Origin of the sequence: Pseudobutyrivibrio xylanivorans, from assembly GCF_010906925.1 — a bacterium.
Lineage (GTDB): Bacteria > Bacillota > Clostridia > Lachnospirales > Lachnospiraceae > Pseudobutyrivibrio.
This window is the reverse complement of sequence record NZ_VTVE01000002.1, coordinates 200,965-217,241: the sequence shown is the minus strand read 5'-3', so window position 1 is coordinate 217,241 and position 16,277 is coordinate 200,965. Positions and strand designations below refer to the sequence as shown.

Here is a 16,277-nt window from a genome sequence, read left to right as displayed (position 1 = left end):
GATTGCTATGAAAGATTATTTTGAGGAAATCATTGGGTATGAAGATGTAAAGAACCAGTTAAGACAAATAATAGATATGCTAAAGAATTCAGATAAATATAAGAAGATGGGGGCTCGGCGTATCAATGCAGTCCTATTGGATGGTGAACCTGGAACAGGAAAAACAACGTTTGCCAATTGTTTTATTAAGGCGACTGGGAGAGAAAGCTTTGTGGTTCGCAAAAAGAAATCCAATGGAAGTTTTTTAGAAGAAATATCAAAAGCCTTCGAAGAAGCGGTTGCTAAAGCGCCTTCTATTATTTTACTAGATGATCTGGATAAATTTGCAGAAAAAGATGGAGGTAAGGACGCAGAAGAATATGTTACAGTTCAAGCTTGTCTCGATGAAGTACGTGATAAAGATGTCTTTGTGATAGCAACTACAAATGATGTTTCTGATATGCCTAAATCTTTATTACGTTATGGCCGTTTAGGTTTCTCAATAGATGTTGGTACACCATTAAAACATGAGGCAGTTGAGATTATAGAACATTATTTGAAAAATACAGCTGTTGCTGCAGACCTAGATGCCGAGTCAATTGCTCGATTAATGGATGGATACTCGTGTGCAACTCTTGAAATTATTATTTCATTGGCTGCTATGAAAGCTGCATATAAAAATCAAGAAAAAATAGAGATGCAAAATATTGTAGATGCTTGTCTTGATGAAATATTTCTTGCTGCAGAAATAAATAAACCAATGAGCGAAGATTCATTAAAGGAAGTAGCATACCATGAAGCTGCCCATGCTATGGTTGCGGAAATACTTGATCCTGATAGTGTAAGCATTGTATCAATGCGAAAGACCAGACCTAACAATTTGGGATTTGTTAGATATTACAGACGACCTAAGAGTGAGTATACATTTGATTATATTGAAAAATTAATTCAAATTTCATTAGCTGGAAAAGCCGCAACTGAAATTGTATTTGGAGCATCTGATATGGGGGCTAATAATGATTTACATATGGCGTTTGATTACGCAGAAAAGATTGTTGATAGTACGTGTTCGTTTGGCTTCAATAGTTGGATACAAGATAAGGACTCTGATTTTGCGGCTGAAAACAGAAATCGAGAAATGGTAGCTGTAATGGAAAGAAATTATACGGCTGTAAGGAAATTGCTTATTGAAAATCGATATTTGTTAGATACGTTTACAGAGGCATTGCTTAAGCAAACAACATTAATCTATTCAGATGTACAAAAGTTGATGAATAGATAGCAGTTCCAGAAGGGTAGGTGTTGGATTATGAATACATTTTCATTCGATAATTTTCTTGTTTCAGAAACAAATCGTTTCGCAAAAGAGGCGTGTATTAGATTTGCTAATAGCTTGGGCGAATTATATAACCCTTTATTAATCTATGGCGCAAACGGAACTGGAAAAACACATTTGTTGAATTCAATAAAAAGAAATATTGAAGACAAAAACGCAGATATGAACATAATATTAGTCACAGGAGAACAGTTTGCTAATGAAGTAATCGAAAATATGAGAGCAATTAATAATGCTGAATCGATGAATAAAATGCGACAAAGATATTATAATGCAGATATATTAATCATTGATGACTTGGATTGGTTGCAGCATCTTGAGGCAACGAGAGAGGAACTTCTACATGTTATTGAAAGAATAATGAATGATGGAAAGAAGCTTGTAGTCTCATCAACTACTGGTATTAACGAATTATTTGTTGATTGCCCTAAGTTTAAATTGCAAATTGATATATTCTATGTTGCATCCATAGAAAAGCCTAATGCTATGTTGATAGATTCAATTCTTAATAAAAATATTTTGGAAGGATTATGTGTCAGTGATGACGTTAAAGACTATCTAAAAGAACATGCAGGAGAAAGCATCACAAAATTAAAAGGTATGATAAATACTATGAAGATGTGGATAGATATTTATGATCATGAACCATCGTTGGCTGAGGTTGAAAATATATTTGAAGCAGCTGCTCATTATTCTTACAAAATAAATGTTTAGGAGTCTAAGGAATGAAATATCCATATGTTGAAGATGCAGATAAGAAGCTCTTGTTGTTATGTGAATCAAAATTTCAAAAGCTTTATAAGGTAGACAAAAAAGAGGAGGCTAGAGAAAGATTGCTTTGGGAATTGGAAATCACAGAAAAACAAAAATCTGCTTCGTGCTGGTTATTTATTTACGATGTATTACAGGCAATTAATGCAAACGAAGAGGAATATTGGTTTAGAGGTACAGTTGGTTCATTGGTTTTAGCTTACCTTTTAGGCATGACAAGCATTGATCCTGTTGATTGTAACCCTAAGTTATATTCTGAATTTTGTATAAACGATAGTAATGATTATCGATGTTGTTTTGAGGCAAATGTTTCTCCTTCGTTGTATGAAAAGCTAGTAGCTTATTTTGATGAAAATCTGCTCCATGACAATATATCTAAATTTTTTACAGATGAAGGCGATTATTGTGGAGTAGTTATTGGTGGAGAACAGAGGAGAGTGTATAAAGGATTTGCAAGTATTCCAGATTCATTTCATTTCTTATTTTTCCCCTATGAAAAAACAGCAGCTAAAGCAAAATTAGAAAATTATAGGCCATTCTTGGAGTGTAAACCGATAGAAGTAGCGGACTATATTAAATGTTTGGGCTTAGGACATGGTATTGGAGTATGGGAAAACAATGCTGAATACTTAATAAAGAATGGAATTGTAACTTTACATGAGGTGATTGGCAACAGAGAAGATGTTTATGAAATGTTATTAGACCATGGTGTGGATAGAAAAATTGCTTTTGAGATTACAGATTATGTAAGAAAAGGTATTCCAAAACACAGAGGATGGAACGCTGAAATGTTAGATGTAATGGAAAACGCTAATATTCCGGCATGGTTTATTGAATCTTGTACGAAAATTGCCTGCCTATTTCCTAGAGCTCATTGGATGAATTATTGTCAATATTATAAAGGAGAGTTTGTATATGAATAATATACGCATTAATCGACGACTTGTATCTGAAGAATTAAATGATGCTCAAAATGCATATGAAAATAAGAGAATAATATCAGGGCTAGCATCAGGCTTTAAAGATTTTGATATATTAACACGAGGATTTCCTCGGAGGGTTTTTTTATGCTATTAATATACAATATATAAAATGTTGTTGCATAAAACTGAGAGTTAAGATATTGTATGGATAAAAGAATAGATTCTAAAAAATATCATTGTTGTATATGGAAGGATAACGTATGAGTAATAAGGTATGGGGAGTTTTTGCGTTAATTTTATCATTGGTATTGGCCTTCAAGTTTTTTGGCGGTTCAGTATGGATGATGATTATTATTTATGGGGTATGTTTACTTTATATAAGAGATAAAAGAGATGAATGGAAGTATGAAAGGAAATATATAATAGTTCGAGCAATAAGTACATTAGGTTTATTGGCAATTATACTAGGCAAAATAATAGTAAATGATTTATTTGTTATTATGGGAGGCGCCCTAGTTGCTTGTACATTAGCACCGCTGATTGTAATGGATTTCTATTACTATTATAAGAAATAAAGAGAAATATGGAATTTAGAGAGTTGTAGAAAGGTGAGTTATAAATGGATATTAAGTATTTACTTTTTTTACAGAATATCAGATTAAGGGCTCCTGAATGGTTCAATGAGCTAATACAATTTATAACTGATACAGCAGGGGGAGCTCTGCTTATATTGATTCCTATGATAATATTCTTCTGTATAGATAAGAAGAAGGGTGAGTTTGTATTGATTTCTTTTTCTATAGGCTCTGTTCTAAATGTTATTATTAAAAACATATTTTGCATATATAGACCATGGATGCGCTCAGAGCTGATAAAACCAACAAAAAAAGCAATTAAAGGGGCGGGGGGATATTCATTCCCAAGTAGTCATACACAAAGCAGTGCTTCATCTTATGGCGCTATTGCTTATGTTTATCGTAAAAAGAAAGCGGTATGTGCGACTTTTATATTATTGGTACTTTTAGTTGCATTTTCAAGAAACTATCTAGGCGTACATACACCACAGGATGTAATAGTAGCTATATTAGAAGCCATAGCAGTAATATATCTGACCAGCATTATTCAAAAGAAACTGGGAGATTCATTAAAAAATCGTATGATTTTCTATTTTGTAGTGGTTGCAGTTATTGTGGTAGTTACTGCTTTTATGGTAGTTAAGAATTATCCTATTGATTATAATGAGGCAGGCAAAATTATATATAAGCCTGTTCGCGCTATTAAATCATACGCAAATAAAGCAGGATTGATTATAGGAATTCTATCTGCTTGGATTCTAGAAGAAAAATATATCGCCTTCAGCACAGAAAACCTAAGTATGAAAGATAAATTAATTCGAGCGATTATAGGAATTACAGTTTATCTATTAGGTGATATATTTGCCGATATGATATCTTCACTAGTATCAGTCAGATGGATAGAGGCATTTGTGAAAAATGGAATACGCTATTTCTGTCCTTTCTTCTTTGGTCCACTGATCTTTACAAGAATAGGAGCAATTAAGGGAAACACAGAGCGGAGCTAAAAAATATAGGGCCTTATCAAATCCCACTAGATTTGATAAGGCTCTTACTATATATTTATATACATCATGAGAATGATTCAGAGTTTTTTACTAGAATACCTCTATAGAAAACCGTATTATATAAGATGAGAGCAAAAAAGGAGAATAAAAATGCAAGAATTACAATTACACAGAATTTATAAACATTTTAAAGGAAACTACTACTTGGTTGAGGATGTATGCAAGCATTCGGAGACACAGGAAGATATGGTAATTTATAGAAAGCTATATGATGATGGTTCTCTATGGGTGAGACCGCTGGATATGTTTTTATCAGAGGTGGATCATGAGAAGTACCCTGATGTAGAGCAGAAATATAGATTCCAGTTGCAGGATGTGCCAAAGAAATAATATAGGTAACAAAGAGATTAGGAGATAATATCGTAGTTATATATGACGCAGCAGGAATTTTTTGAAACATACGGAGCCAGGCTCAATGAGCAGCAGGTTGAGGCTGTGAAGACTGTTGAGGGGCCTGTGCTTCTTTTGGCAGTTCCAGGAAGTGGCAAGACTACAGTGTTAGTTAATCGCTTGGGATATATGCTCTATTGCAAGGGCATTGCGCCAGAAAATATTCTCACACTTACATACACCGTGGCAGCAACAAAAGACATGGCTGCTCGATTTAAAAATATATTTGGCGAGGAAGTTTCAGATAGACTAGAGTTCAGAACTATCAACGGAATTTGTGCCAAGGTAATCGCTCATTATGGTCGATTAATTGACAAGCCTTCATTTGAATTATGTACAGATGAAAAGGAAATAGGCGCACTTCTCGGAAATATTTATTTAAACGTAGTGGGAGAATATCCGACAGAAAGTGATATTAAAACTGTAAGGACGTTAATTACATATTGCAAAAATATGTGTTTAGATAAAGAGGAAATCAAGAAGCTTGGGAAAGATGAGGACCTTGATTTACTTCAAATATACGAAATATATAATAATGAGCTTAAATCAAGAAGTCTGATGGATTATGATGACCAGATGGTCTATGCATATAGGATTTTAAAGGGCTCTAAATTTATACTTGATTACTATCAAAAGCAGTATCCATATATCTGTGTTGATGAGGCTCAGGACACTTCTAAAATCCAGCATATGATAATTAATTTGCTGGCGGGAAATGCTGGCAATATTTTCATGGTAGGAGATGAGGACCAGAGTATCTATGGATTTAGAGCAGCCTACCCAGATGCTCTTTTAAATTTTGAGAAAGAGCATATTGGAGCAAAAGTTTTATACATGGACAAAAACTATCGTTCCAATGCAAAAATAATAGAGGCCGCTGACATTTTTATACAACATAACAAAGACAGGTATCAAAAGCATATATGTGCTACAAGAGAGGGCACATCTGAGATTAATTTCCTGGAGATTAGTCGGGAAAAGCAGTATGCTTACCTAATTAAGGTGGCAGAGAATATTCAAAACCAGACAGCCATATTATATAGAGACAACGAGAGCATTTTGCCGCTTGTGGATTTGTTGGAGAGAAAAGCATTGCCTTATAACATTAAAAATGTGGATATGGCTTTTTTTACAAATAAAGTGGTGCTAGATATATTAAACATTCTTCAGTTTTCATTTGTACCAATGGATGAAGAATTATTTATGAAGATATATTTTAAATTCCAGTCCTATCTCAGCAAGCAAAACGCAATAGAAATGTGCAGGCTGGCCGAGAGAAATCGCTCATCCATATTAGAGGCGGCAGAGCTTATAAATATTAATGGGCGGGTATTAGGTAATTGCAGATCTCTTGACACTCATTTTAAGAACATGGTAAATGAGGACCCATACAAGGCTATCATCAGAATAGAAAAATATATGGGATATGGCGAATACATGACTGCAAATAATCTAGATAAGAATAAGTTATTTATTCTAAAAATGCTTGCAAAGCAGGAGCCGACTATTCCATCATTTATAAATCGCCTTTATGAACTCCGCCAGATTCTCTCTGAAAAGAAAAATGGAAAAAGGGAGAAGCTGATACTTTCCACAATCCATTCTAGCAAGGGATTGGAGTATGACAGTGTAATTCTTATGGATGTTATAAATGGGGTATTTCCAAGCAAAGTCATTAGGAAAAATTCAAGAGCATCAGCTCAGGATAAAAAGGATTTTGAAGAAGAAAGAAGAATCTTCTATGTGGGAATGACTCGAGCTAAGGAAAGGCTTACTATTTTTAAATATTTAAATAAGCAATCAGTTTTTGTCAAAGAATTAGCGCTAGTTGAAGAGGCTGAAGAAAAAGAGACAAGACCGGAGAAAGTATCACCTGAAAAATCATATACTACTGCAGCATCATCTTATCTAAATAGGATGAGAAAGCAGAGTTAATAAAAAGGGTTAATTAAAAGAGAAGGAAGGAGTCGTTATGAACGAAAATATCACAAAGCGTAACCAACTGCTGGCACAGAAGGTTATCAAGGGGCTTGAATCAAGAAATATGACAGGCTACTATGCTGCTACTAAGGAAGAGGCACTTAAGATAGCCCTTGATTTAATTCCAGAGACTTCATCAGTAACAATGGGTGGGGCTATGTCTGCAAGGGAGATTGGTCTTGTAGATGCATTAAAAAATGGCAATTATAATTTCATCGAAAGAGAAAATGCCGAAACACCTGAAGAAAAAAGAGCTGCAACTTTAAAGGGTTATGATGCAGACTATTTCTTATCAAGTGCCAATGCTATCACAGAAGATGGCGTAATGGTAAATATAGATGGCAATTCAAATAGAGTTTCTTTTATTGCCCATGGACCAAAGCACGTTATCTTTATCGTAGGTATGAATAAGGTGTGTGATGATATTGATGGTGCTATGAAGCGTGCGAGAAATGTGGCAGCACCAATCAACGCTCAGAGATTTGGACTTACAACACCATGCGCACAGACTGGTTCATGCATGAATTGTAAATCACCTGATACTATTTGCTGCCAGTTTTTAATTACTAGATATTCTAGACATAATGACAGAATGCATGTGATTCTTGTTAACGATTCTTTAGGATTCTAAAAGAAAAATTAATACGTGAAATTATTTCAGCTTCTGGGATACATTCTCAGAAGCTTTTTTTCTGGCAACAAATATGAGAAAATGAAGATAATATTTAAGGAATTTGCCTACAAGAGAGGAGAAACTATGATTAAAGTATATTGCTATTCAAAATGTTCCACATGTAAAAAGGCTATTAAATGGCTTGAGGATAATAAAATCAACCATGAAGTTATTGATATAAAAGAGAATCATCCAGATGAGAAGACTCTTAAGGAGCTTCACAAGAAAAGTGGACTTCCACTTAAGAAATTCTTCAACACTAGCGGAATGCTTTATAGAGAAATGGAGCTTTCAAAGAAGCTTCCTGATATGAGTGAGGCTGAGATGTACAAGCTTCTTGCATCAGATGGAATGCTTGTTAAGAGACCTCTTTTGATAACTGATAAGGGCGTAATGCCAGGATTTAAGGAAGAGACCTGGAGTGATTTGACAAAATAGTTTCCATATAAAAAAGAATTAGAGAGTCTGTTTGAAAGTATTTCAAGCATCTTTTATTTACCTCTCAGGAGATAAAATTTACCTCTTATCCCAAATTGTTGTACGAGGAAAAAAGATATGTAAAATTATAATCATAGGAGGCGCCAATAGTTATGAAGATAAATATTGACGTAGATGATTCTTTACAGCAGGACATGATAACCATCCATTGCAGAGAGATAACAGATGAGATATTAGAGCTGCAGCGACTGTTATCCCAAAAGCAGACAGGTGGGCAAAAGATATCAGCCTATATTGATGACACAGAGTACTATGTGGATGTCAAAACAATATTGTTTTTGGAGGCTGATGGTAATTACATATCTGTCCACACAGCAAAGTCAATCTACAGGGTTAGACAAAAATTATATGAGCTTGAGGAGTTGTTACCGAGGGATTTTTTACGAGTATCCAAATCGACTATCGTAAATACGGAACTAATTGCTTCTATTAAAAAGAACATTACAGGAGCAAGCGAGATATCCTTTAGGAACTCCATTAAGAAGGCTTATGCATCGAGAAACTATATTAAAGCATTGATAGAAATCATGGATGAAAAGAGGTTGAAAAGATGAAAGATTATAGAATTAAAGCAGTAGTTAGAGGACTAGCGATTATCGCATTTGCGGTATGTTTACTTCTTAGCAAGACAACAGCATTTCAGACATTTCCAATGGTAAAAATTGGAATGTGCATTATCCTAGCTATAGTACTTATAGAGTCACTTTTTGAAAGAAGCTGGCTTGGAGTATGTTTCCCACTTGGTATTGGCGCATGCTTATTCCAAAGTGAATTAGGTCTTGGCAGTGTAAATTATGCAATAATCATTCTTGCATTTGTGCTTATTGGAGTAGGACTTACACTTATATTTGGAAAGAAGAAATATACTAAAATCTACGAGAATGCACATGACAAATTCTGTGATGCTGGGGGCTCAGAGTATACTGAGGATACAGACAGATTTGACTTAGATAATAATATGGGCACAAAGACCCAGTATGTTAATATCAAGAATCTCCGTCAGGGTAATATTGATAATGCCCTTGGTCAGCTTACGGTTTACATGAATGGCACAACAATTGCACCAGAGGGGGCAAAGCTTGATATCGACAATGGCTTAGGCCAACTTAATATCTATTTCCCAAAGGAATTTAGAGTAGTATTTAAGACAGAAAACGGACTCGGAAAAATTAACATCCACGGAGAAGGCTCCAAGGATGAAAACCAGCCAATCGTTTATGCAAATGTTGATAACGGTCTTGGTTCAACAGATATTTATTTTGAATAATGTATCAAGGAGGGCCCTTTAGGGAAGATTTCTTGATATACAGAACTCCCATTTGTCGAAGGCAAATTTTCAATGGGAGTTCTTCATTGTGAGGTAATATGAGTATTTTAAACGTAGAGCATTTATCCCATGGTTTTGGAGATAGAGCCATATTTGAAGATGTTTCATTTAGACTTTTAAAGGGTGAGCATATTGGACTTGTTGGAGCCAATGGTGAGGGTAAGTCCACATTTATGAATATAATCACAGGCAAGCTTCAGCCAGATGAAGGTAAGATAGAGTGGTCGAAAAAGGTGCGAGTTGGGTACTTGGATCAGCATACTGTTCTTGAAAAGGGAATGACTATAGGCAGTGTCCTTCACAGTGCATTTGATTTTCTCTATGAGATGGAGCAGGAGATGAATGACATCTATGCTAGCCTTGGAGATGTTACAGATGACGAGGAAATGAACAAGCTCATGGAGGAGGCTGGTACTATTGCAGACCTGCTTACCATGCATGATTTCTATATGATAGATGCAAAAGTTGAGGAGGTCGCTAGAGCCCTTGGCGTTCTCGAGTTGGGACTTGATAAGGATGTAACAGAGCTTTCAGGTGGACAGCGAACCAAGGTACTTATGGCAAAGCTGCTTTTAGAGAAGCCAGACATTTTACTTCTTGACGAGCCTACCAACTATTTGGATGTGGAGCATATTGAATGGTTAAAGCGCTATCTCAATGACTATGAGAATGCATTTATCCTTATTTCCCATGATGTGCCATTTTTAAATTCGGTTATCAACTTGATTTATCACATGGATAACAAGCAGCTTAATCGCTATGTTGGCGACTATGATAAGTTCCAGGAAGTCTATGCTATGAAGCAGAGTCAGCTCCAGGCAGCGTACAATAGACAGCAGAAGGAGATAGCTGAGTTAAAGGATTTTGTGGCTAGAAACAAGGCAAATGTTGCTACTAGAAATATGGCAATGTCACGCCAGAAAAAGCTAGACAAGATGGACATGATTGAGCTTGCAGCAGAAAAGCCAAAGCCAGAATTTTACTTTAAGGAAGCCCGCACCCCAAGCCGTGTAATATTCTCCACAAAGGACTTGATTATAGGCTACGATAAAAATGAGCCACTTTCAAAGCCTCTTAATTTAGAGATGCAGCGCAAGCAAAAGATAGTGCTCACTGGTGCCAATGGTATCGGAAAGACAACACTTTTAAAGAGCATTTTAGGCTTGATTCCACCACTTTCAGGCACAGTTTATCAGGGAGAATTCCTTGAAATTGGATACTTTGAGCAGGAGATGGATCAGCATATTTCAACAACTTGTATCGAGGAAATATGGAACGAGTTTCCATCGTACAATCAAAATGAAGTAAGAGCAGCACTGGCAAAGTGCGGACTTACAACAAAACATATAGAGAGCTTGTGTAGAGTTCTTTCAGGTGGTGAGCAGGCCAAGGTGAGACTTTGCAAGCTTTTAAATCGTGAGACCAATCTACTTCTACTTGATGAGCCTACCAACCATCTTGATGTGGATGCCAAGGACGAGCTGAAGCGTGCGCTTAAGGAGTACAACGGCAGCATTCTTATGGTATGTCATGAGCCAGAGTTCTATGAGGGACTGGCTACTGATGTGTGGGATTGTAGTACATGGACCACAAAGACTATATAGTATGTGAAAAAATGAAAAATAATAAATGACATTTGTCATTTCACATGATGACAGCCTTCACTACAGAGGGCTGTTATTTTTTTGTATCATTCAATCATAAAATAAAACAAACAAACTCTAGGAGTTTTAAATGAATCAAATAATCGAGAGGAGAAGATTATGAGTGAGAAGATAGTAAAAATAGAAAACCTTGTAAAAAGATATGGAGATAAGCTGGCAGTTGACCACTTCTCTCTAGAGGTTGAGGAGGGAGAAATCCTTGGACTCCTTGGACCAAACGGTTCCGGAAAAACTACAACAATCAATTGCCTTCTTTCACTTTTAACTTTTGACAAAGGGGAGATAACAATTTTTGGTGAGAAGATGGCACCTGATAAATACGATATCAAATCAAAAATCGGTGTTGTACTTCAGAACGTAGCAGTTATAGATACTTTGAATGTATATGAAAATGTTGATTTCTTCTGTGGCCTATACATTACCGACAAGACATTAAGAAAGCAGTATGTTGAGGAAGCACTTGAATTTACAGGACTTACAGAATACAAAAAGTACAAACCAAGGAAGCTTTCCGGAGGTTTACTTAGAAGATTAAATATAGCCTGCGGAATCGCTCACAAGCCAAAGCTTATTATTTTCGACGAGCCTACAGTAGCCGTTGATCCACAAAGTAGAAATGCAATTCTTGAGGGAATCAAAAAGATGAACAAGCAGGGAGCTACAATCATTTACACCTCACATTATATGGAAGAAGTTGAGGAGCTTTGTACACGAGTTGTCATTATGGACCACGGCAAAAATGTTGCAAATGGAACTTCTGCTGAGCTTAAGGCAACGCTTATGAATAGAGAGACAATCAGAATTAGCTTGCCTGGAAAATCAGAGAAGATTATTGAGGGAATTAAAGAAATCAACCATGTATATAAGACAAAGGAAGAGGGAGATGACATTATCATTAATTGCAATGGTGGTGAGCATAATCTGGTACATATTTTAAGCTATCTCACAGACAACAACGTACCATTTGGCCGTGTATCCACAGAGTTACCTACACTTAACGACGTATTCCTTGAAATCACAGGAAAGGAGCTTAGAGACAAATGTTCATAAGAATGTTTTTCTATAAAATAAAAGAGATTTCCAGAAACCGCACATTACTTGGCTGGAATCTGGTTTTTCCACTTGTACTTGCAACAGCTTATTTCCTGGGATTTGGAAATATGATAAAAGATGACCCAGATGCCTTTAAGACTATTGAAGTGGGCTACGTAAATACGGATGAAGAGAATAGTCCTTTTTCTCTGGTGCTTTCAAGCCTAAGTAAGAAAAATGATGGAATTAGGGTCCTTAAAGTACATAAATTTAGTGATGTAGAGGACGCGAAAACAGCACTTGATGAGGATGAAGTAGAAGGTATTTATATAGAAGAAAATGGCAGTGTAGAAACTATAGTGCCCGCCAATGGTCTTGTATCTACCACACTAAATCAGATTGTAAGAGAGTATGAAAATGGTAAGGCCGTAATCGAGACTATTGCCAAGGACCATCCTGAAAATGTAATGAATGCAGTTAAGATGATGGAGATTAATAAGTCTGTTTTAAAGGAATATGACTTTGGTACAAATACATCACCATATCTGCAATACTATTTTGCATTGATAGCTATGTCATCTCTTTTTAGTTCGTGGATAAGTACTAGGATGTTAGAGGGTATGTGTGCAAATCTTTCCGAGAATGGTAAGAGATTTGAATGCGCTCCAGTGTATAAGCTTCCATCAATTGTGGCAGGAATTTTAGCAGGTGTAGTACTGCAGTCTATCTCAAATGGAATCGTAGCTTTTTATGTGGAAAAAGTTTTAGGAATTGATTTTGGTATTCCACTTTTAAATGTACTGGCAATAACAACACTTGGTAGTGCACTTGGTATTTCATTTGGAGTACTTATAGGTTCTCTTTGTAAGAATCCAAATTTGCTAGTAGCAATTCCACTTTGCTTTTCAATGACTTGCTCATTTTTAAGCGGTCTTATGTGGCACCAGATTAGGCAGTTAATAGAGTATCACTGTCCAATTATCAACAGAATTAACCCAGCGGCACTTTTGACAGATTGTCTGTATGTGAGAGCTACATACGGAAAGACAGAGGTTTATTACAGAGATATTTTTACAATGCTAATTATTATTGCAGCGTGTTTAATCATAAGTGCAATGTTTTTAAGGAGGAGAAAATATGTCAGTCTTTAAGGCAATAATCAAATCTATCAGATCCAACATGATAAATATAATCGTATATTTCTCCATCTTTGCATTTTTTGGAAATATAACTGCCAGAGCTAATGTGACTACAACGGATACCATGTTTGAAGAGGTGACAATGAAGGTTGCAGTGACAGACTATGATAATTCAAACATCAGTAAGGCGGTGGTGTCATATTTAAAAGATACTCAAAAGGTGATTGACCCTCAGACTGAGGATACACAGACTATTAATGACAATGTGAGATTTGGAATATATCAGTATGCAATCATAATTCCAGAGGGCTTTGGAGAATCTCTTAAAGCAGGAGATGGTAAAAACGAATTAGAATATATTGCTCCTGGTACATCGGCATCAGAGTACCTTTTGACCCAGAAAATAAACGACTATTTGAATGACATTGTGATTTATATGGAGAATGGGTATACTGAAAATGAAGCAATAGAACTGACTCATCAGCAGATGGTTAAGCTTAATGATACAAAGGCTATTGTCAATGACAAATCCGATGAAAACCATCGTTCATTCTACACAGGAATGTTTACATTTAACGGATATAGCATGATGATGATTCTCTGCATCTGTGTCAGCACAGCGCTTATCAGCTTTACAAAGGACAAGGATGTAAGCAATAGAATTTCTGTCAGCGGAATGACTTTTAAAAAGAGAAATTTTGCTATAATCGGCGCAGTTGCATTATTTGGATTTGTACTTACCACAGTTGTTATTCTTGTGATTCATTTGGCAAGTGGAGAATATGCTAATGACAAGCTGATTTATTATGCAATTAATGCTTACGTGCTGATGTTTGTAGGACTTGGAGTGGCTTACTTATTTAGCACAATCACCTCAAGTGAGAATCTCATTAATATGCTTTCAAACATGTTTATTATTTCAATGAGTTTCCTCTGTGGCGTGTTTGTTGATATACAGTTTTTGTCAGAATCGATTATAAAGGCTGCTCATTTCCTTCCATTATATTGGTACGTGGCAGCAATTAAATTTATAAATAATACAGCTACAAGCAAAATCTTCTGTAAGCAATTTGGAATGTATTTGTTGATTGAAATTTTATTTGCATTTGCATTTTTTGCAGCAGGAATGATTATTTCAAAGAAAAAGGAACAGTATGCTATTTGATGTAATAGTTCGCTTATTGGCAGCTATCGGATTAACTTTAATTACCAATGCAAAAGGCATTACAACCACTTCGGTTGTAGTGTCTATTTGCATTTTTTTATTTATGGAAGTTAGTCTTTTGTTCAAAAATAAATATATATATATTTGTCTGACTGCAATCCCATTTTTGTATACGGAAATAGCCTTGGTAAAATGGAGTGAAAGCGCTAGTCCTAGCAAGTATCTTATGATGTGGGCAGTTGTGATTCTTGCAGGGTTAACAGGAGCTGCCCTGGTTTTATATAGCAGAATGACTCATTATCAGGAAATGTTAAACAAGACCAAGGATGACAGCAGAGAACTTGAGAATGTTTTGGAAAACAAAAACCGCCGACTTATGATGGAACAGGACCAGCAGGTACATCTGGCTACACTTGCAGAGCGAAATAGAATTGCTAGAGAAATACATGATAATGTGGGACACTTACTTTCACGAGCAATCCTATTATTGGGAGCCATCACTACAGTCAACAAGGACGAAACCCTAGAGCCACAGCTGAAGATGCTGGCAGACACTCTGGATGAATCCATGGCAAAAATGCGCTCTTCAGTTCATGATTTACATGATGATTCAATTGACTTAAAAAAGAATTTTGAGGAAATAATAGGAGAGTTGAAAAACTTTACCGTAAATACGGATTTGGATTTAGACGAAGCAATTCCTACTAATATAAAATTGTCTTTGATTGGTATTTTAAAAGAGGCAGTGACCAATATTTTAAAGCATTCAAATGGCGATACAGTATCGATAATCATGCAGCAGAATTATAGCTTTTGTACCTTGTCGATAACTGACAATGGTACAGTACCTGAAGAGACTAAGAGAAAGCTACAGACAGATGATTACGAGGGAATAGGTCTTAACAACATTAGCAATAGAGCCAGGTCAATAGGTGGCGATGCGTACTTTTATACTGATGAGGGATTTACGGTGTATGCCAGACTACCATTTGGTGGTAAGAATTAATATGTGGGAGAAAATATGGACAAGAAAAGAATTTTACTTATCGACGATGATGAGCTCATAACAATGTCCCTGGAGATGATTATTTCCGCTGAGGAAGATTTTCAAGTAGTGGGCAAAGGAAATAGTGGAAAAGAAGCAGTGAAGCTCTATGATGAGCTGACGCCAGATATTTTGCTTATGGACATTCGCATGGCTGATATGAATGGACTGGAGGCAGCAGAGGTGATTCTTGGGAAACATCCAGATGCCACTATTTTGTTTTTGACAACATTTTCAGATGATGAGTACATAGTGAAGGCCCTCAAGCTTGGAGTTAAGGGATATCTTTTAAAGCAGGATTACAAATCACTACCAGTTGCCTTGCATGCGGCTATTGATGGGCAGAGTGTTTTTGGAGGAGCCATTGTGGACAAGCTTCCTGCATTAATGAATAAAGCTGACAATCCTGGAGGATTTAACTATCAGGAAAAAGATATTACTGAAAAGGAATACGAAGTTATTCAACTAGTGGCGGAGGGATTTTCAAACAAAGAGATTGCCCAAAAGCTCTTTTTGTCAGAGGGAACAGTGAGAAACTATCTGTCTACAATCCTTGAAAAACTGGAGCTTAGAGACCGTACACAGCTGGCAATTTTCTATTTGAAAAATTAAAATTTGCATTTTTTATCAAAATGTGTAAAATAATGAAAATAGTTTGCTCGTCACAATTTAGACACAAACTTGTAATAGAATGCAATAGATTTTTGGTTATA

At 35.9% G+C, this 16,277-nt stretch carries 18 protein-coding genes; all 18 read left to right on the top strand.

The genetic code is table 11. From position 1 onward, the window contains the following. Positions 1-7: 7 nt before the first annotated feature. The gene (locus tag F0Q01_RS07765) at positions 8-1,261 is read left to right on the top strand and encodes an AAA family ATPase (protein WP_090487957.1); all 1,254 of its coding nucleotides are present in this window, start codon (positions 8-10) and stop codon (positions 1,259-1,261) included. A gap of 27 nt (positions 1,262-1,288) precedes the next feature. Beyond that, positions 1,289-2,029, top strand: coding sequence for a DnaA ATPase domain-containing protein (locus F0Q01_RS07760; RefSeq protein ID WP_090487956.1), 741 nt, complete (start codon positions 1,289-1,291; stop codon positions 2,027-2,029). Positions 2,030-2,040: 11 nt separating this feature from the next. Continuing rightward, positions 2,041-3,009, top strand: coding sequence for a hypothetical protein (locus F0Q01_RS07755; RefSeq protein WP_090487955.1), 969 nt, complete (start codon positions 2,041-2,043; stop codon positions 3,007-3,009). Beyond that, positions 3,002-3,163 (top strand): hypothetical protein, encoded by a 162-nt coding sequence (locus tag F0Q01_RS07750; RefSeq protein ID WP_163927190.1) that lies wholly within the window; start codon positions 3,002-3,004, stop codon positions 3,161-3,163. Before F0Q01_RS07755 ends, F0Q01_RS07750 begins: the two co-directional genes overlap by 8 nt. A gap of 106 nt (positions 3,164-3,269) precedes the next feature. Continuing rightward, a complete protein-coding gene (locus F0Q01_RS07745) occupies positions 3,270-3,584 on the top strand; it encodes a hypothetical protein (RefSeq protein ID WP_090487954.1) in 315 nt (104 codons plus the stop codon). Positions 3,585-3,628: 44 nt separating this feature from the next. Next, positions 3,629-4,591, top strand: a complete 963-nt coding sequence (locus F0Q01_RS07740; protein ID WP_090487953.1) for a phosphatase PAP2 family protein — start codon at positions 3,629-3,631, stop codon at positions 4,589-4,591. Between the two features lie 150 nt (positions 4,592-4,741). Continuing rightward, positions 4,742-4,981: a DUF1653 domain-containing protein gene (locus tag F0Q01_RS07735; protein ID WP_090487952.1), complete on the top strand. Its 240-nt coding sequence runs from the start codon at positions 4,742-4,744 to the stop codon at positions 4,979-4,981. Between the two features lie 42 nt (positions 4,982-5,023). Continuing rightward, complete coding sequence (locus F0Q01_RS07730) at positions 5,024-6,976, top strand: ATP-dependent helicase (RefSeq protein WP_090487951.1); 1,953 nt, start codon at positions 5,024-5,026, stop codon at positions 6,974-6,976. Between the two features lie 37 nt (positions 6,977-7,013). After that, on the top strand, positions 7,014-7,652 hold the full coding sequence (locus tag F0Q01_RS07725) for a lactate utilization protein (protein ID WP_090155493.1): 639 nt from the start codon (positions 7,014-7,016) through the stop codon (positions 7,650-7,652). 126 nt (positions 7,653-7,778) lie between these two features. Further along, positions 7,779-8,132, top strand: a complete 354-nt coding sequence (locus F0Q01_RS07720) for an arsenate reductase family protein (protein ID WP_090488392.1) — start codon at positions 7,779-7,781, stop codon at positions 8,130-8,132. 152 nt (positions 8,133-8,284) lie between these two features. Further along, positions 8,285-8,746, top strand: a complete 462-nt coding sequence (locus tag F0Q01_RS07715) for a LytTR family DNA-binding domain-containing protein (protein WP_090487950.1) — start codon at positions 8,285-8,287, stop codon at positions 8,744-8,746. Then, the gene (locus F0Q01_RS07710; RefSeq protein ID WP_090487949.1) at positions 8,743-9,459 is read left to right on the top strand and encodes a LiaF transmembrane domain-containing protein; all 717 of its coding nucleotides are present in this window, start codon (positions 8,743-8,745) and stop codon (positions 9,457-9,459) included. The genes F0Q01_RS07715 and F0Q01_RS07710 overlap by 4 nt, the downstream gene beginning before the upstream one ends. Before the next feature lie 98 nt (positions 9,460-9,557). Continuing rightward, positions 9,558-11,123, top strand: a complete 1,566-nt coding sequence (locus tag F0Q01_RS07705) for an ABC-F family ATP-binding cassette domain-containing protein (protein ID WP_090155484.1) — start codon at positions 9,558-9,560, stop codon at positions 11,121-11,123. Between the two features lie 159 nt (positions 11,124-11,282). After that, positions 11,283-12,233, top strand: coding sequence for an ABC transporter ATP-binding protein (locus F0Q01_RS07700; RefSeq protein ID WP_090155482.1), 951 nt, complete (start codon positions 11,283-11,285; stop codon positions 12,231-12,233). A 2-nt stretch (positions 12,234-12,235) separates the two neighbouring features. After that, positions 12,236-13,366 (top strand): ABC transporter permease, encoded by a 1,131-nt coding sequence (locus F0Q01_RS07695; protein WP_163927188.1) that lies wholly within the window; start codon positions 12,236-12,238, stop codon positions 13,364-13,366. Beyond that, positions 13,353-14,519, top strand: coding sequence for an ABC transporter permease (locus F0Q01_RS07690; protein WP_090487946.1), 1,167 nt, complete (start codon positions 13,353-13,355; stop codon positions 14,517-14,519). The genes F0Q01_RS07695 and F0Q01_RS07690 overlap by 14 nt, the downstream gene beginning before the upstream one ends. Then, positions 14,509-15,525 (top strand): sensor histidine kinase, encoded by a 1,017-nt coding sequence (locus tag F0Q01_RS07685; RefSeq protein WP_090487944.1) that lies wholly within the window; start codon positions 14,509-14,511, stop codon positions 15,523-15,525. Before F0Q01_RS07690 ends, F0Q01_RS07685 begins: the two co-directional genes overlap by 11 nt. Before the next feature lie 15 nt (positions 15,526-15,540). Continuing rightward, on the top strand, positions 15,541-16,176 hold the full coding sequence (locus tag F0Q01_RS07680) for a response regulator (protein WP_090155474.1): 636 nt from the start codon (positions 15,541-15,543) through the stop codon (positions 16,174-16,176). The last annotated feature ends 101 nt before the right edge of the window (positions 16,177-16,277 follow it).